Origin of the sequence: Jiangella mangrovi (assembly GCF_014204975.1) — a bacterium.
Classification (GTDB): Bacteria; Actinomycetota; Actinomycetes; order Jiangellales; family Jiangellaceae; genus Jiangella; species Jiangella mangrovi.
Genome location: NZ_JACHMM010000001.1, coordinates 4163585 through 4178730, shown reverse-complemented (window position 1 = coordinate 4178730; position 15146 = coordinate 4163585). Strand labels below are relative to the sequence as shown.

The 15146-nt window shown below is 72.5% G+C and carries 18 protein-coding genes; 14 read left to right on the top strand and 4 right to left on the bottom strand.

Annotated features, from left to right (window positions below; all coding sequences use genetic code 11):
• Positions 1-26: 26 nt before the first annotated feature.
• Positions 27-1670 carry a DUF7800 domain-containing protein gene (locus HD601_RS19420; RefSeq protein ID WP_184824617.1) on the top strand — a complete coding sequence of 548 codons (1644 nt, stop codon included), beginning with the start codon at positions 27-29 and terminating at the stop codon, positions 1668-1670.
• 105 nt (positions 1671-1775) lie between these two features.
• Here the strand turns inward: HD601_RS19420 and HD601_RS19415 are convergent, their stop codons facing one another.
• Positions 1776-2672, bottom strand: a complete 897-nt coding sequence (locus HD601_RS19415) for a diacylglycerol kinase family protein (RefSeq protein WP_184824615.1) — start codon at positions 2670-2672, stop codon at positions 1776-1778.
• 83 nt (positions 2673-2755) lie between these two features.
• On the opposite strand from HD601_RS19415, the gene HD601_RS19410 reads away from it, so the two are divergent.
• The 8 genes from HD601_RS19410 to HD601_RS19375 all read left to right on the top strand — a co-directional run bounded on the left by HD601_RS19410 (position 2756) and on the right by HD601_RS19375 (position 8534).
• Positions 2756-3097, top strand: a complete 342-nt coding sequence (locus HD601_RS19410; protein ID WP_184824613.1) for a metalloregulator ArsR/SmtB family transcription factor — start codon at positions 2756-2758, stop codon at positions 3095-3097.
• On the top strand, positions 3084-3578 hold the full coding sequence (locus HD601_RS19405; RefSeq protein ID WP_184824611.1) for an SRPBCC domain-containing protein: 495 nt from the start codon (positions 3084-3086) through the stop codon (positions 3576-3578). The genes HD601_RS19410 and HD601_RS19405 overlap by 14 nt, the downstream gene beginning before the upstream one ends.
• On the top strand, positions 3578-4039 hold the full coding sequence (locus HD601_RS19400) for an SRPBCC family protein (protein WP_184824609.1): 462 nt from the start codon (positions 3578-3580) through the stop codon (positions 4037-4039). Before HD601_RS19405 ends, HD601_RS19400 begins: the two co-directional genes overlap by 1 nt.
• A gap of 30 nt (positions 4040-4069) precedes the next feature.
• Positions 4070-4936: a hypothetical protein gene (locus HD601_RS19395; protein ID WP_184824607.1), complete on the top strand. Its 867-nt coding sequence runs from the start codon at positions 4070-4072 to the stop codon at positions 4934-4936.
• Positions 4933-5847: a hypothetical protein gene (locus HD601_RS19390; RefSeq protein ID WP_184824605.1), complete on the top strand. Its 915-nt coding sequence runs from the start codon at positions 4933-4935 to the stop codon at positions 5845-5847. The genes HD601_RS19395 and HD601_RS19390 overlap by 4 nt, the downstream gene beginning before the upstream one ends.
• Complete coding sequence (locus HD601_RS19385) at positions 5844-6779, top strand: hypothetical protein (protein ID WP_184824603.1); 936 nt, start codon at positions 5844-5846, stop codon at positions 6777-6779. Before HD601_RS19390 ends, HD601_RS19385 begins: the two co-directional genes overlap by 4 nt.
• Positions 6776-7744, top strand: coding sequence for a hypothetical protein (locus tag HD601_RS19380; RefSeq protein ID WP_184824601.1), 969 nt, complete (start codon positions 6776-6778; stop codon positions 7742-7744). Before HD601_RS19385 ends, HD601_RS19380 begins: the two co-directional genes overlap by 4 nt.
• 97 nt (positions 7745-7841) lie before the next feature.
• Entirely contained in the window at positions 7842-8534 is a 693-nt protein-coding gene (locus HD601_RS19375) for an erythromycin esterase family protein (protein WP_184824599.1), read from the top strand.
• Between the two features lie 28 nt (positions 8535-8562).
• On the opposite strand, the gene HD601_RS19370 is transcribed toward HD601_RS19375, so the two are convergent.
• Positions 8563-9357 carry an SDR family NAD(P)-dependent oxidoreductase gene (locus HD601_RS19370; protein WP_184824597.1) on the bottom strand — a complete coding sequence of 265 codons (795 nt, stop codon included), beginning with the start codon at positions 9355-9357 and terminating at the stop codon, positions 8563-8565.
• Between the two features lie 85 nt (positions 9358-9442).
• On the opposite strand from HD601_RS19370, the gene HD601_RS19365 reads away from it, so the two are divergent.
• On the top strand, positions 9443-9748 hold the full coding sequence (locus HD601_RS19365; RefSeq protein WP_184824595.1) for a hypothetical protein: 306 nt from the start codon (positions 9443-9445) through the stop codon (positions 9746-9748).
• 423 nt (positions 9749-10171) lie between these two features.
• On the opposite strand, the gene HD601_RS19360 is transcribed toward HD601_RS19365, so the two are convergent.
• Positions 10172-11110, bottom strand: a complete 939-nt coding sequence (locus HD601_RS19360) for an EamA family transporter (protein WP_221441119.1) — start codon at positions 11108-11110, stop codon at positions 10172-10174.
• Between the two features lie 82 nt (positions 11111-11192).
• Between HD601_RS19360 and HD601_RS19355 the strand changes: the two genes are divergently transcribed.
• A complete protein-coding gene (locus HD601_RS19355; RefSeq protein WP_184824591.1) occupies positions 11193-12089 on the top strand; it encodes a LysR family transcriptional regulator in 897 nt (298 codons plus the stop codon).
• Between the two features lies 1 nt (position 12090).
• On the opposite strand, the gene HD601_RS19350 is transcribed toward HD601_RS19355, so the two are convergent.
• Complete coding sequence (locus tag HD601_RS19350) at positions 12091-13230, bottom strand: epoxide hydrolase family protein (protein ID WP_184824589.1); 1140 nt, start codon at positions 13228-13230, stop codon at positions 12091-12093.
• A gap of 63 nt (positions 13231-13293) precedes the next feature.
• Here HD601_RS19350 and HD601_RS19345 point away from each other — a divergent pair, with 63 nt between their 5' ends.
• From HD601_RS19345 to HD601_RS19335, 3 genes are all read left to right on the top strand, one after another.
• The gene (locus tag HD601_RS19345; RefSeq protein ID WP_184824587.1) at positions 13294-14271 is read left to right on the top strand and encodes a helix-turn-helix transcriptional regulator; all 978 of its coding nucleotides are present in this window, start codon (positions 13294-13296) and stop codon (positions 14269-14271) included.
• 224 nt (positions 14272-14495) lie between these two features.
• Complete coding sequence (locus tag HD601_RS19340; RefSeq protein WP_184824585.1) at positions 14496-14693, top strand: hypothetical protein; 198 nt, start codon at positions 14496-14498, stop codon at positions 14691-14693.
• A gap of 5 nt (positions 14694-14698) precedes the next feature.
• Positions 14699-15103 carry a type II toxin-antitoxin system VapC family toxin gene (locus HD601_RS19335; protein ID WP_184824583.1) on the top strand — a complete coding sequence of 135 codons (405 nt, stop codon included), beginning with the start codon at positions 14699-14701 and terminating at the stop codon, positions 15101-15103.
• Positions 15104-15146 lie beyond the last annotated feature (43 nt).

Genomic DNA, 15146 nt, shown 5'->3' with positions numbered 1-15146 from the left:
CCACTCACTACCCCCTGGGAGGTCAGGTGCCGGACACCCTCGTCCTGGGACCACTGCTGCGACACGTCGACCGCACGTCGGCCCTGGTCTGGGTCGAGACGGCCCGCCCGGCCACCGTCCGCGTGCTCGACGCCACCGCCGAGACGTTCACCGTCCACGGCCACCACTACGCGCTGGTCGCGATCGAAGGACTGGAGCCCGCCACCTCGACCCCGTACACGGTCGAGATCGACGGCGAGCAGGTGTGGCCGGAGCCGGACGGGCCGTTCCCGCAGCCGGTGATCCGCACCCGCGGCGACGGCCGGGTGCGGCTGACGTTCGGGTCGTGCCGCATGAGCGTGCCGCACGACGACCGGCACGACCGCATCTACGGCACCGACGCGCTGCGCGCCCTGGCGCTGCGGCTGGCCGCGGCGGACGAGTCCGAGCGGCCCGACGGGCTGATGCTGCTGGGCGACCAGGTGTACGCCGACGAGACGTCGGAGGCGATGCACGAGTTCATCGCTGAGCGACGCGACCCGGCCGTGGCGCCCGGGTGGGAGGTCGCGGACTTCGAGGAGTACGCGCACCTCTACCTGCTGGCGTGGAGCGATCCGGCCGTGCGCTGGCTGCTGTCCACCGTCCCGGCCGCCATGATCTTCGACGACCACGACATCCGCGACGACTGGAATACCTCGCAGGCGTGGCGGTCGCAGATGTCGGGGGAGCCGTGGTGGCGCAAGCGGATCACCGGCGGCATCGCGGCGTACTGGATCTACCAGCACGTCGGCAACCTGTCGCCGTCGGAGCGCGCGTCGGACCCGGTGCTGAAGGCGGTGCTCGCTGCCGCCGGGTCCGGGTCCGGCGGCGGCGACGCCGGCGAGGTGCTCGACGAGTTCGCCTGGCAGGCCGACCAGGAGCCGGCGTCCTACCGGTGGAGCTTCACCCGCGACATCGGCCCGGCCCGGCTGGTGATGATCGACTCGCGCTGCGGTCGCGTACTCGACCCGGAACGGCGGACCATCGTCGACGACGACGAGTGGGACTGGATCGTCGAGCAGGTCCGCGACACCGAGCACGTCGAGCACCTGTTCCTCGGCACGTCGCTGCCGTACCTGCTGCCGCGCGGCGTGCACGACCTCGAGGCCTGGAACGAGGCGACGGCGGCCGGTGCGTGGGGGCGGCGGTTCGCGGGGACGGCGGAGAAGCTGCGCCAGGCCGTCGACCTCGAGCACTGGGCCGCCTTCGGGCGGTCCTTCGACGCGATGGCCCGGCTGGTCACCGACGTCGCGACCGGCCCCGACGGGCGGCGGCCGCAGACCATCAGCTTCCTCTCCGGCGACGTGCACCACTCCTACGCGGCGCGCGTGCGATACCCGGGCCAGACGTCGCGGACCAGCCGCGTGCACCAGCTGGTCTGCTCGCCCGTGCGCAACCCGCTGAGCCGGACGATGCGCTACGTCCAGGGCGCCGCCGCCTTCGGGGTCGCCCGGGTGATCGGCTCCGGCCTGGCCCGGCTCGCGCGCATCCCCAGGCCGGCGATCGACTGGCGGATCGCCGCCGGCCCGCGGTTCGACAACGCGCTGGCCACCCTGGAACTGACCGACGGTGCCGCCCGGGTCCGCTGGGAGACCGGCCGGGTCGACGGCGACACCGCGACCATGTCCGAGGTCCTGTCCGCCGACCTGTAAAGGTGACGGGGAGGTGATGGGTGCGCGTCTGCTGGTGCTCTGGCACCAGCTGGTGCTCACCCATTCGCCGCGGCTTCCGCGGGGAGGGATCCTCGACCACGCGCCTCAGTCGGGGACGGCGATGCGCAGGGCGTGGGGGAGCACCGTCCACGTCCGCGTCCCGGCGAGTTCGGAGAGCTCGCCGTCGGCGTTGAGGGGGACCGGGCCGCCGGACACCGTCACCGCATGGCCGCGCGCCGAGAGCACGTCGTGGCGTTCGGGGTGCCGGCCGCGGACGAGCGCGACAGCGAAGGCGAGGCGCGCCTGCCAGCCGGTCGAGAAGGAGACGACGACGTCGACATGGCCGTCGTCGGGGCTGGCGGAAGGGGCGACGGGCGCGCCGCCGCCGATGGTCACGCCGTTGCCCAGCGCGACCATGAGCGAGCGCCGGTCGCCGCCGGCCAGCACGGCGCCGTCGACGGTGACGCGCAGCTTCCAGCCCGCGGAGGCGCCGGCGACCGCGCTGCCCACCGGGTAGGCGAGCTTGCCCAGCCGCGGCTTCAGCGGCAGGGCGCGCCGGCCGGCCTCGGCGCCGACCCCGAGGTGGACGGCGTTGACGACGACCCCGCCGGCGTCGTCGACCAGGACGTCGAGGTCGCGCGGCCGTCCGTTCAGCACCACCGAGGCGGCACGGGCCGGGTCGAGCGGCAGGCCGAGCGTGCGGGCAAGGTCGTTGCCGGTGCCGAGCGGGACCAGCCCGAACTCGAACGCCGGGCCGTCGAGCAGGCCGAGGGTCTGCGCCGTCGCGACCAGCAGGTGCACGGACCCGTCGCCGCCCATGACGACGGGACGGTGGTCGGGGTGCGTCTTCAGCACGTCGGGGATGGTCTCGGGGTCGAGCTCGGCGACCTCGACGTCGTCGGAACCGGAGCGCAGCACGTCGAGCGCCTGCTCGACCGCCTCTTCGCGCGCGCTGCCGGCAAGGGCGTTGGCGATGACCAGCAGCCTCGTCACAGCCCGCATTCTGCCCGGTTGACATGAGAACTCGGTGAGAGAATCAACCCATCGGTTTATCAACCATCTGGTTGTGCAACGGGAGGACTCGAGTGGACGACGGCTTGAGCCTGGTGTTCGGCGCGCTCGCCGACCCGACCCGCCGCGCCATCCTCGCCCGGCTAGCCGAGGGCCCGGCGCCCGTCACCGAGCTGGGCCGGCCCTTCGACATGAGCGCTCAGGCGATCTCGAAGCACCTCAAGGTGCTCGAGCGCGCCGGGCTGATCAGCCGCAGCCGGCAGGGCCAGTGGCGCCCGTGCCGGCTCGAGGTCGCGCCGCTCGAGCGCGCGACCGGCTGGATCGAGCAGTACCGCGCGGTCTGGGAGGACTCCCTGGGCCGCCTCGAGCAGGAGATCGTCCGGATCCAGGGGAGGCAGGACCATGCCCACGACTGAGGTGCTCTTCGAGCCGGGACGGCAGGACATCGTCGTCACCCGCGAGTACGCCGCTCCACCCGACGTGGTGTTCGCGGCCATGACGGACCCCGCGCTGATCCCGCGGTGGTGGGGCTCACGCCGCTTCGAGACGACGGTGGAGCAGATGGACGTCCGCCGTGGCGGGCTCTGGCGCTTCGTCGCCCGACACCGCGAGCCGCCGTCGACGCCGTCGTCGCCGTACGCTTTCTGGGGCGTCTACCACGATGTCGTCCCGGGCGCGCTGGTCGTGTCGACGCTGCAGTTCGAGATGGGTGGGCCGGGACACCTGCAGCTGGTCACCGACACGTTCGAGCCGGCCGGCGACGGCGGCACCCTCTACACCAACGTCTCGCTCTTCCAGTCCGCCGAGGACCGCGACGGCTGGATCCCCACCGGCATGGAGTCCGGCATCCGCGACTCCCACGACCTGCTCGACGAGCTGATCGGGGTGACGCGCTGATGGACCTCACCGTGACCCGCACCTACGCCGCCCCGCCCGAGCGGGTGTGGGCGGCGTTGACGGAGTCCGAGCTGGTCATGCGCTGGTGGGGGCCCGACGGCTTCAGCTCGCCCCGCGCCCGCATGGACGTCCGCCCCGGCGGCGCGTCGCTGGTGACCATGCGCTCGCCCGACGGTTTCGAGCTGCACAACACCTGGACCTACACCGTCGTCGACCCGCCGCACCGGCTCGAGTACGTCCTGCGCTTCAGCGACGACGGCGGCCGCACGCTGGCGCCGTCGTCGCTCGGACTGCCCGCCGACATCCCCGAGGCCGGGGTCCCGCACGAGGTGACGCTGACGCCGTCGGGCCACGGGACGGAGCTGACGGTCACCGAGCGCGGGTACGGGTCCGCGGACACCGTGGCGCTGTCGCGGCTCGGGCTGGAGCAGACGCTGGAGAAGCTCGCCGCCGTCTTGTGACGGAGACCGCTACTCAGCGACAATCCATCGATGAGCCAGGGTGACGAGGCGCCGGCGTCCGCGCCGCGGTGGTTGTGGGCGGTCGTGGTCATGGCGCTGGTCGTCGGCGGTGCCTTGGGCCTCGTGGTCGCCGACACCCGCGACGACGCCGCCGGCCTCTCCGACGTCCGGCTGGTGAGCGGCCTCGTCGAGGGCTCCTCCATGACGGCGGACGAGTCGGCACCGGGCAACATCAGGCTGAGCCTGCTCAACCTCGGCGAGCACGAGGTCGAGATCCTGGGGCTCGAACCGGCCGGCATGACGGTCCAGCCGGGCGACCGGCCCGCCGACCCGCTGCCCGCGCCGCCCGGCGAGTGGGTGACGGCGACGCAGACCGGGCTGATCGCCGACTGTTCGCTCGGCGATCCGGGCCAGGTGATCCGGGTTCGGGTCCGCGACGCCGCCGGCACCGAGCGCGTGGTCGAGGCGAGCGGGCTGCCCGACTCTCTGGGCACCCTCGGCATGTGGCAGACCGCCTGCGCGCCGCCCGCGCTGGTGTTCCCGCGGATCGGGGTGGCGTCCGCCGCCGTGCACGAGGCCGCGACCCTGACCACCGAGCTGCCGGTGGCCAACGACTCGGGCCGGCCGCTGCGGGTGATTCGGTTCGGGTCCGAGAGCCCAGGCCTGGCCCTGACGGCGCCGGAGCTGCCCATTGAGATGCCGGCGAACGACGCCACCCGGATTCCGCTCACCTGGGGTGTCACCGACTGCCAGATCGCCCTGGGCTGGCCCGACGTGGTGATCGACTACTCCCTGGAACGCGACGGCGACCAGAGCAGTGGCTCCTACGTCCTGGTCGGACCGGCCCGGGCCGAATTGGTGCTGCTCGTCCAGCGGGTCTGCGGTGATGCCCGATGACCGCCGCCCACGACGAGCCGTTCCACCTGGGCGTGGTCGGCGAGTCGCCCTCGTCGGAGCCGCCCCCGGCGCCGGGCGGCGGCGGCCATTGGCGCTGGGTCGCGCTGGCCGCCGCGGTCGCCGTCGGCGCCGTCCTGGGCCTGGTCGTCTCCGATGCGCGGCACGACGCGGCCGAGCTCACCGAGATCCGGGTGGTCGCCGGCGGACTGGACGCGTTCACCATGTCCACGCCGGACGAACCGGTGTCGATCGGTGTCCACCTGCTCAACGCGGGTGAGCGCGAGATCGAGATCCTCGGGTTCGGCGCCGACGGCCTGACCATCGTGCCGGACTCGGCCGATCCGGAGCCCGTGACCGCACCGCCGGGCGAGTGGGTCACGATTCAGCAGGACGGCCTGGTCCCTGACTGTGCGGCCGACCCGCCGGCGCGGCTGCAGGTGCGGATCCGCGACGCCGGCGGCGAGCAACGCGTCGTCGAGGCCGCGGAGCTGCCTGGCTACGGCCCGGCCAGTCAGCTCTGGGCCACGTGCACCTACGGGCCGCAGGTCACGCTCATGGAGCCCGAGGTGGTCACGGCCGGCCCGACGAGCCTGCTCACGGACTTCCCAATGGACAACTACGGCGCGGACGAGGCGGAGCTCCAGGTGGTCGGCGTCGAGAGCCCCGGGCTCCGGGTGGAGGCGGCCGGCCTTCCCGTCACCGTGCCGCCGGGCGAAGGCGTCACGGTTGGGCTGACGTGGACGGTCAGCAGCTGTGCCGAGGCCCGGCAGTTCTCGGACGTCAACCTGACCTACACCTTCGGAGAGAGTGCCGATCGCCGGGACAACCCGTTCAGCTACGTGCCGGTGTCGGGTCGCGCCCGCGCCGAGCTGGTGCTCCTCGTCGACCGCGTGTGCGAGAGTGAGGAATGACCTCGCGTGACGACTCCGACGAGCCGTTCGACCTGGGTGTGGTCGGCCCGACGCCGGAACCGAGTGACGAGGGCGCGGTTGCGACCGGCAGACGTGGGCGCCCGGGGTGGCGGCGGTGGGGTGTCCTGGCCGCGGCGGTTCTCGTCGGCGTGGCCGGGGGACTGGTCGTCGCCGAGGCGCGCGACGACGCGGCCGGGTACGCGCACATCGAACTGTTCGGCGGACCGGAGCCGGCGTTCCTCTACGCCGGACGGCCGAAGGGGCAGCTGACCGTCACGGTGCTCAACGCCGGCGAGCGCGCGGTCGAGATCCTCGGCATCGACATCGACGGCGTGACGCTGGCCGACGGTGCCGAGCCGCCCGAGCCCGTCGCGGTCGAGCCCGGCAGCTGGGTGACCTACGTCCAGCGCGACCTCGTGGTCGACTGCTCCGGACCGCTGCCCGAGGCCATGCGCCTGCGCGCCCGCACGGAGTCCGGTGACGAGCGGCTGGTCGACGTCGAGCCGCCCGACGACCACGAGAGCCTGCGCGGCTTCTGGTACACCGAGTGCCAGATCGGCCCGTCCGGGCTGCGCGTGGGCTCGACGGGCCTCATCGAGACCGGGACCGACGGCGTCGTTCTCGGGATCGAGCTGGTCAACGACGGGCTCGACGACCTCCGCCTCGGCGACATCGCGTCCCGGGCGCCGGGCTTCGCGCTCACGACGGACGCCGCGGACCGGTCCGTCCCGGCCGGCCAGAGCATCACCGTCGTGACCACGTGGACCGTGCGCGACTGCGACCCGGCGCTGCGGGCGACCGGCGGGTCGCTGGCCGTCCGCATCCTCACCGGGACGAGCGAGACCGAGCAGATCGTCGTCCTCCCGGACCACGCGTTCACCTCGCTGGCCCGCTTGTCCGGACTGGCCTGTCCGGCGACAATCCAGCCATGACCATGCGGGACGGCGCCGACGACGGCGGCCGCGACGACGGCGTCCTCGATCTCGGCGTCGTCGGCCCGGGAGGCGACCCGGACGCCGTCGGCCCCGACGCCGTCGGCCCCGAGGCCGTCGAACCCAGCCGGCGGGCACGCGCCTGGCGGCGGTGGGCGCTCGTGGCGGCGACGCTGCTGGTGGGCGGTCTGCTCGGCGCGGTGGTGACCGACGCCCGGCACGACGCCGCCGAGCTGGCTCGCGTCGGCCTCATCAGCGGCCCGGTGAACTGGATCCCGGCCGACGACGGCACCGGAGCGGCCACCGTCGACCTCCAGATCGTGAACATCGGCGCCCAGCCGGTCGAGATCGTCGGCATCGCGACCCCCGGGTTCGAGATCGCTCCCGGCACGGAGCCGCTCGAGCCGGTCGAGGCGCCGGTCGGCGACTGGGTCGTCGTCGAGCAGCCGGGCCTGGTCGCCGACTGCGAGGCCGAGCCGCCCACGGGCGTCGACGTGTTGATCCGCAACGGCGACGGCGACGAGCGGACGGTCCGCGCCGACCAGAACGACTCCTACGGCAGCATCGACATGTACTGGGTCGACCAGTGCGAGTTCAGCGCCGGCTACGTGCAGTTCCTCACCCCGCCGACGTCGGTGCAGGTCGCCGACGACGCCCTCACGGTGACGACCCCGCTGCTCAACTACTCCGGCCGGCCGGTCCAGGTGACGAACCTGGTCCCCATGGCGTCGGGCTTCACGGCGACGGTGCCGCCGTTGCCGATCGCCCTCACCGGCCACAACGCCGCGCAGGTCGAGCTGACCTGGACGGTCGCGGACTGCGCCGCGGCGATGTCCATTCCGGGCGACGGCGGGCGGATCGAGTTCACCGTCCAGTCCGGCACCCACCAGCGCCCGGAGTCGAACCCGCTGGACGGGCCCACCATGGTCGAGCTGGTGCGGCTGGCCGGGCGGGTCTGCGGCTGACGCCGTCGCCGTCGGCGCCGTACGTCACGCGTCGTACACGGCGGATCAGCGGCTGAGCGGACGAGCGCGACCCCGGGCCGCGGCCACGATGCTCGGCATGAGCATCGACTACGCCCCGCCGAAGCGCCGGGCCCGCTCCCTCGTCGAGGAGATGGACTTCCGCGCCATCGCCTGGGCGGAGAGCTGGGGGAGCGGCGTCGTCCTCGACCGCTATGTGCGCGGCGACGGGACCAGCGCCCGGACCGCCGTCGGCCAGGCGCGGGCCGAGCTGCGCACCCAGGCGATGCTCGACCTCGTCCGGTGGATGCGCGAGTTCAACCGCGGCCGGCCGGACTGGGACCAGGTGCGGTTCCTGGGCGCCGACGTGCTCGAGCTGCGGTCGCTGCAGTACGACGAGCTGGAGCGGTTCGCCGCCGAGGTCGCGCCGGCGCGGCTGCCGCGGGTGCGCGAGCTACTGGCGACGCTGGCGATGCGCGGCACGCCGTCGGAGCACCGGGTCTGGTACCGGTCCTTCCTCACCGAGGAGGAGCGGCGGCCTCTCGTCGCCGCCGCCCGCGAGCTGGACGCGCTGGTCCGCGACATCGCCGGGTCGCGTGCGGCCCGTCGCGGCCGGCCCGCCGTCGCCCCCGCCGACGCCGTCCTGCACGCGTTCGCGCTGCTCGGTTTCCACGAGGCCGGCTCCGCGGCCGGCGGCGAGGACGTGCGCGCCCGGTTCGCCGCCGGCCTCCTGGCCCAGTGGGAGGACTGGACCGGGCAACGGGTCGCTCGTGCGCCCTCGCCGGCGGTCTAGCGAGGCTGCGGTCCAGGGAGGCTGCGGTCTAGGGGAGGATCGAGTCGACGTAGCCGCCGTCGACCCGGACAGCGGCGCCCGTCGTCGCCGATGCCTGCGCCGAGGCGAGGTAGACGACGAGGTTGGCGATCTCTTCGGGCTCGATCAGCCGCTGCAGCAGCGACTGGGGGCGGTGCAGGCGCATGAACTCGCGCTGCGCCTCGTCCCACGGAAGGCTCTGGTCGACCAGCTGGTAGACGAAGTCCTCGACGCCGCCGGTGTGGGTCGGGCCGGCGATGACGCTGTTGACGGTGACGCCGCTGCCGGCCGCCTCCTTGGCGAAGCCGCGCGACACCGCCAGCAGCGCCGTCTTCGTCATGCCGTAGTGGATCATCTCTTCGGGGATGACGACGGCGGAGTCGCTGGCGATGTACTGGACGCGACCCCAGCCGCGGGTGCGCATGGCCGGCAGGTACGCACGGGTCAGCCGCACGGCCGCCAGTACGTTGACCTCGAAGTAGCGCCGCCATTCCGCGTCGGTGATCTCCAGCGCCGGCGTCGCGCCGAAGATGCCGAGATTGTTGACCAGGATGTCGACGTCCGGCAGCACGTCGAGGACCGCGGCGGCGCCGTCGTCGGTGGCGACATCGGCGGGGACGGCGACGAGGTCGGCCTCGTCGACCTCGGTGCGGAGCCGTTCGACGGCGTCGGCGACGGTGTCCGCGCTGCGCCCGTTGACGCCCACCCGCGCGCCCGACCGCGCGAGCCCGGCCGCGATGGCCCACCCGATGCCTTGTGTCGATCCGGTGACGAGGGCGGTCTTCCCGCTGAGATCCAGCTGCATCCCTCGATCCTCTCAACCGTGGACAGCGCCTGGCGCGCTGGTGGAGAGTGAGGGTGTGAGCTGAGTCACGGTCAAGGGGGCGGCGATGGCCACGGTCCACGCGCATCTGGACGAACCACTGAGCGAGGCGACGGCGACGCTGCGGCTGGTCGCCGCCGAGCAGAACTGGTCGCTCGCCGAGGGCAAGAGCGGCAACGGCGTCCTGGTGTTCCGCCGAGGGGTCAGCGCCCTGTCGTGGGGATCGGAGATCACCGTGCGCCTGCTCGAGGTGGCACCGTCCGACACGCGGCTGGAGTTCAAGACCCACGAGCTCTGGGCCATCACCGACTGGGGCCGGGGTCGCCGCCAGGTCGGCAAGCTCCTCGACGCCCTCGGCGCCTCCCCGGACTGAGCGCACGCGACGGCGGCCTGATGGTTGAGGGATCGGTGTCGCTGGGGCGACACCGATCCCTCACCCATTCCGGGCGTGACGCGCGGGGGTCTTCCCCGAATCGGCGGGAGGCTTTGGCGGGATCCGGGAGGCGGCGGCCGGATGGGTGAGCGTCTGCTGGTGTCCTGGCACCAGTACGTGCTCACTCATCACGATGGTTGAGGGCTCGGTGTCGCTGGGGCTACACCGATCCCTCATCCATTCCGCGCGTGACGTGCGCGAGGAGGAAGTTGTCCCCGCTGGAGCGAGGGAAACTCCCTCTTGTTCAAGGAATGCCCGCCCCGAACTGATGACGCGTGGAGTGCGTGGGCCGCCCACTACGGTGACCTGCGCCCCAACACGCTTGCGATCGTGGTGCGGCACGAGATCTCGTGGTGAACGTGATCATCTCCGCGAGCGGCGGCGGGAGATCGCGACACCGACGAGGCTGATGGCGCCGCCGATGAGGCCGAACACCGTCGGGACCTCGCTGAGCAGCGCCCACGACATCAGGACCGACACCGTCGGGACCACGTACGTCGAGGCGCTCAGCCGGCCGGCGTCCATGCGCTGCAGTGCGTAGGCCCACGTGCTGAAGCCGATCGCCGTCGGGAACAGGCCGAGGTACACCGCCGCCAGGATCGCCCCGACTGAAGCGGTCGACAGCTCCGACACCAGCTGCGGCGTCCACGGCAGCAGCACCGCGGTGCCGACCAGGCAGGCCAGCCAGGTCGTGGTCAGGCCGTCCGCCACGCGCAGCACGACCTTCTGGATCAGCACGCCGGCCGTGTAGAGCAGGGCCGCCACCAGGCACAACGCGACCCCGACCCAGTCGCGGTCGCCGGTGGAGCCGAGCGAGATGACCGCGACCCCACCCAGCGCCACCAGCGAGCCGGCGATCAGCGCCCGCGGGAAGCCCTCGCCGAGGAACAGGCCCGCCCCGAACGCGATGAGCAGCGGCGCGACGTTGACCAGCAGCGCCGCGGTCCCGGCGTCGACGTGCTGTTCGCCGGCGTTCAGCGCGACGGTGTAGCCGGCCAGCCAGAGCACCCCGCAGGCCGCGATCAGCCCGTACGTCCGCCGCGACAGCGGCACCGGAATGACCCGCCGCCCCCGCCGGGCGACCACGATCACCGTCAGCGCCACGGACGCGACCGCGAGGCGGATCAGCGCGAGCGGGGCGGCAGAGAGCGTGTGCCCGACGTCGCGGATGGCGACGAACGCCGAGGCCCAGAGGAGGACGGTGATGCCGGCGGCGACGGCGGCCTTGCGGCTCTCGGTGAGGCGAGGAGCGGCGATGCGGGACGACGGGGGCGGCGGCGAGGCCGGGAGGGTCTGCGTCACTCTGCCATGGTGCCGTCCAGCGATTCGACAGCACAAGCACATATTACTGTCGCTTCGTTAAGTCAGCCTTTACGATAGGTCCATGCTCGACGTGCCGCGCCTCCGCCTGCTCCGCGCCGTCGTCGCCACCGGCTCCGTCCGGGCCGGCGCCGAGGCGCTCGGCTACACGCCGTCCGCCGTCAGCCAGCAGCTGGCCGCGCTGCAGCGCGAGACCGGCTTACGGCTGTTCGACCGCGTCGGCCGGGGTATCGAGCCGACCGCCGCCGGCCGCACGCTGGCGGCCGAGGCCGAGCCGTTGTTCGAGGCGATCAGTCGCCTCGAGGGCCTGGTCGGCGACCTGCGGGCGGGCCGGGTCGGCAGCCTGTCCATCGGCTACTTCGCCTCCGCGGGCGCCGCCTGGCTGCCGCCCGTCATCGCGGCGCTGCACGCGCAGTTCCCGGAGCTGCGGCTCGACCTGCGCATGACGGAGGTCAAGGTCCCGGACAGCTACGAGCCCGACGTCGACATCTTCGTGCAGCGCCCCGAGTGGACGCCGCCGCCGGGGGCCGAGGTGCACCACCTCGTCGACGACCCGTACCTCGCCGTCGTCCGCACCGACGACCCGCTCGCCCGACGAGGTGAGGTGGCGCTCGCCGAGCTGGCCGGGCGGCGCTGGATCGACAACGACCTCAACGACGGCGCGTGCCGGCGGGTGCTGCTGCAGGCCTGCGCCGAGGCCGGCTTCTCGCCGGAGTTCGCCGTCGAGACGCACGACTACCACACGGCCATCCCGTTCGTCGCGACCGGCATCGGGCTCACCGTCGTCCCCGAGCTGGGCATCCGCGACCTCCCGCCGGGGGTCATGACGGTGCGCATCGTCGGCCCCGCGCCCGTGCGGCGCATCTTCGTCGCCGTCCGCAAGTCCGCCGCGCAGCACCCGGCAGCACTGCGCGCCGTCGACCTCCTCCGTGAGGTGGTCGACGGCGCGCGGCGCGGCTGAGTCAGCCCTTCAACCCGGCGAAGAACGTCCGCAGGTCCCCGACCAGCACGTCCGGCCGCTCGAGCATCGCGTAGTGCCCGCCCTCGGGGAACTCGTTGTAGTGGACGATGTTGTCGTTGTCGCGGTCGGCGAACGCCCTGATGGTGCGGAAGTCGTCGGCGAAGACGGCGACACCGGTCGGCGCGTGGTTCACGGCCGGCTCGGCGCCGGAGTGCGCCTCCTCGTAGTGGTACCGGCCTGCCGACGCCGAGGTGTTGGTGAACCAGTACAGCGACACCTGGGTCAGGATCTGGTCGCGGGTGACGAGGCTGGTCCCGTTGCCGAAGGAGTTGAACAGCTCGTTCCAGGCCAGCTGGCCGACGGGGGAGTCGGACACGCCGACGGCCACCGTCTGGGGGCGCGACCCGTTGATCGCGTTGTAGCCGCCCACGGCCTGGAACCACTTCAGGTGCTCGAGCCCGGCGTAGTCGGCGGGCGTGAGCTTCTCGAACTCGGCCGGGTCGCCCGACGGGAACGAGAACAGCTGCAGGACGTGCAGCCCGAGGAATCCGGGCGGGTTCAGCAGGCCGAGCTCGCGCGAGACCATGGCGCCGCCGTCACTGCCGTGCGCGCCGTAGGACTCGTACCCGAGGCTGCGCATCAGCGTGTCGTAGGTGCGGGCGACCCGGGCCATCGTCCAGCCGCGGTCGTGGACCGGAGTGCTGAAGCCGAAGCCGGGCATGGACGGGACGACGACGGAGAACGCGTCCTCGGCCTTGCCGCCGTGGGCGACGGGGTCCGTGAGCGGGCCGATCATGTCGAGGAACTCGGCGAACGAGCCGGGGTAGGAGTGCAGGAGCAGCAGCGGCGTGGCGCCGGGCTCGGCCGACGGCACGTGGACGAAGTGGATCGCCTGGCCGTCGATCTCGGTGAGGTAGTGCGGGAAGGCGTTCATCCGGGCCTCCTGCGCGCGCCAGTCGAACCCGTCGCGCCAGTGGTCGACCGTCTCGCGCAGGTAGTGGTTCGGCGTGCCGTAGTCCCAGTCGTCGCCGGGCGCCGGCTGCGGCAGCCGGGTGCGCGACAGGCGCTCCTGGAGGTCCTCGATGTCGGCCTGGCTGATCTCGACGCGGAAGGGACGGAGGTTCGCGGTGGTGTTCGTCATGACAGCTACGCTAGGGGCCTAATAGGCACGGTACGTTCCTAAACAATCGGCAGAATCAGAAACATGAGAGAAACCTCCGCTCGCATGCTCGCGCTGCTCTCGCTGATGCAGTCGCGACCCGCCTGGACCGGCGCTGAGCTGGCCGAACGCCTCGGCGTCAGCCAGCGCACCATCCGCAACGACGTCGACCGCCTCCGCGAGCTCGGCTATCCGGTCGACGCCGCCCGCGGACCCGCCGGGCACTACCGGCTCGGCGCCGGCGCCCGGCTGCCCCCGCTGCTGCTCGACGACGAGGAGGCGGTCGCCGTCGCCATCGGGCTGCGGGCCGGCAGCGGCGTCGCCGGCATCGAGGAGAGCAGCGCGCGGGCCCTGGCCAAGCTCGAGCAGGTGCTGCCGCACCGCCTGCGCCGGCAGGTCGCCGCCATCCACGACGCCATGTCGCGCGGCCCCGAGAACACCGGCAGCAACGTCGAGGACCCGGTCGTCGACGCCGCGGTGCTGACGGGGCTCGCGGCGGCCATCCGCGACCACGAGTGGGTCCGCTTCGACTACCCCGGAACCGAGGACGGGCCGCCGGCGGTCGTCGAGCCGTACCGGCTGGTGAGCTGGCAGCGGCACTGGTACCTCGTCGGCCGCGACCCGGTGTCGGGCGAGTGGCACCCGTACCGGGTCGACTGGATCGAGCTGCGGATGGCGACCGGACGGCGGTTCGCGCCGGTCACCCTGCCGGGCGAGGACTACACGGCGTTCGTGCTGCGCGAGGTCGCCTCCGCCGGCTGGTCGGTGCACGCCCGCATCACGGTGCTCGCGCCGGCCGAGGAGGTGCTGGCGCGCATCAACCCGACGGTCGGCGTGGTCGAGTCGGTCGACGAGTCCACCTGCGTGCTGGTCACCGGCGCCGACAGCCTCGAGATCATCGCCGTCTACATCGGCATGCTCGGCCTGGACTTCCGCGTCACCGAGCCGCCCGGGCTGGTGGAGCATCTGCGGGTCCTCGGCGAGCGCTATCGGAAGGCGATTCCCGGCTCGATTCCGGGATGATGAAGACCTTCTCATCGGCGGTTCACCCGTAGTCCGCCGCGGCACCTCCGAGTCGCCATCTGATCTTCGGCGGGCGCGTCATCTGCCGTTCCTGGATTTGCCGAGAGGAACGTCCACGTCTCGACCGCGGTCGGCGCCCTCATCACGCGTTGTCCACAGGCGGCATCACGCCGGGTGCGCTGGGAGCGCGCAGATGCGAGACTAGAGGACGGGAGGTGAGTCGCATGAGCATCGATGACGCGCGGTCGATCGCCCGGTCGCGTTCCGGCGAGTCTCTGGCCGAGCAGATCCGTCGCAAGGGCTTGACGCCGATCACCTCGGTCGACGAGCTCCGCGCCGACGTGTGGGACTCGGACCACGAACTCGATGCCTTCCTGAGTTTCTTCCGACTGTCACGAAACGCCGATCTGTCGCACCCATAGGAAGTGTGACTCTCGTCGTTCTCGATACCGACATCGCCTCGCTCATCCTGAAGGGCCGGCTGCCGTCCGGCTGGCGGCACGAGCTCGCCGGACGGCTCCCGGTCCTCACCTTCGTGACCGTGGGCGAGTTGACCCAATGGGCCGAACTCCGTTCGTGGGCTTCCCAACGCCGCAACCAGGTGGATGCCTGGGTCGACGGGCGCGCCATCGTGGAGGCCACCGACGAGGTGGCTCGGCTCTGGGGCAGGCTTTCGGCCAGAGCGGCCGGACGAGGGCGACCGCGTCCAGCGAATGACACCTGGATCGCCGCGTGCTGCATCCGCGAGGGCATCCCGTTGGCGACGCTCAACCGCAAGGACTTCGCGGACTTCGCCGAGCACGAAGACCTCCGGCTCCTCACGGGCACCTGAGCGTCGCTCGCTGTTGGGGCGGTGCACGAGCGGGCGCCATGTG

Coding starts and splice junctions, on each gene's coding strand:
- HD601_RS19370 (WP_184824597.1), bottom strand. CDS start 9,357: ATGCAGCTGGATCTCAGCGGGAAGACCGCCCTCGTCACCGGATCGACA.
- HD601_RS19405 (WP_184824611.1), top strand. CDS start 3,084: ATGCCCACGACTGAGGTGCTCTTCGAGCCGGGACGGCAGGACATCGTC.
- HD601_RS19395 (WP_184824607.1), top strand. CDS start 4,070: ATGAGCCAGGGTGACGAGGCGCCGGCGTCCGCGCCGCGGTGGTTGTGG.
- HD601_RS19345 (WP_184824587.1), top strand. CDS start 13,294: ATGAGAGAAACCTCCGCTCGCATGCTCGCGCTGCTCTCGCTGATGCAG.
- HD601_RS19400 (WP_184824609.1), top strand. CDS start 3,578: ATGGACCTCACCGTGACCCGCACCTACGCCGCCCCGCCCGAGCGGGTG.
- HD601_RS19415 (WP_184824615.1), bottom strand. CDS start 2,672: ATGCGGGCTGTGACGAGGCTGCTGGTCATCGCCAACGCCCTTGCCGGC.
- HD601_RS19350 (WP_184824589.1), bottom strand. CDS start 13,230: ATGACGAACACCACCGCGAACCTCCGTCCCTTCCGCGTCGAGATCAGC.
- HD601_RS19355 (WP_184824591.1), top strand. CDS start 11,193: ATGCTCGACGTGCCGCGCCTCCGCCTGCTCCGCGCCGTCGTCGCCACC.
- HD601_RS19385 (WP_184824603.1), top strand. CDS start 5,844: ATGACCTCGCGTGACGACTCCGACGAGCCGTTCGACCTGGGTGTGGTC.
- HD601_RS19365 (WP_184824595.1), top strand. CDS start 9,443: ATGGCCACGGTCCACGCGCATCTGGACGAACCACTGAGCGAGGCGACG.
- HD601_RS19380 (WP_184824601.1), top strand. CDS start 6,776: ATGACCATGCGGGACGGCGCCGACGACGGCGGCCGCGACGACGGCGTC.
- HD601_RS19340 (WP_184824585.1), top strand. CDS start 14,496: ATGAGCATCGATGACGCGCGGTCGATCGCCCGGTCGCGTTCCGGCGAG.
- HD601_RS19390 (WP_184824605.1), top strand. CDS start 4,933: ATGACCGCCGCCCACGACGAGCCGTTCCACCTGGGCGTGGTCGGCGAG.
- HD601_RS19375 (WP_184824599.1), top strand. CDS start 7,842: ATGAGCATCGACTACGCCCCGCCGAAGCGCCGGGCCCGCTCCCTCGTC.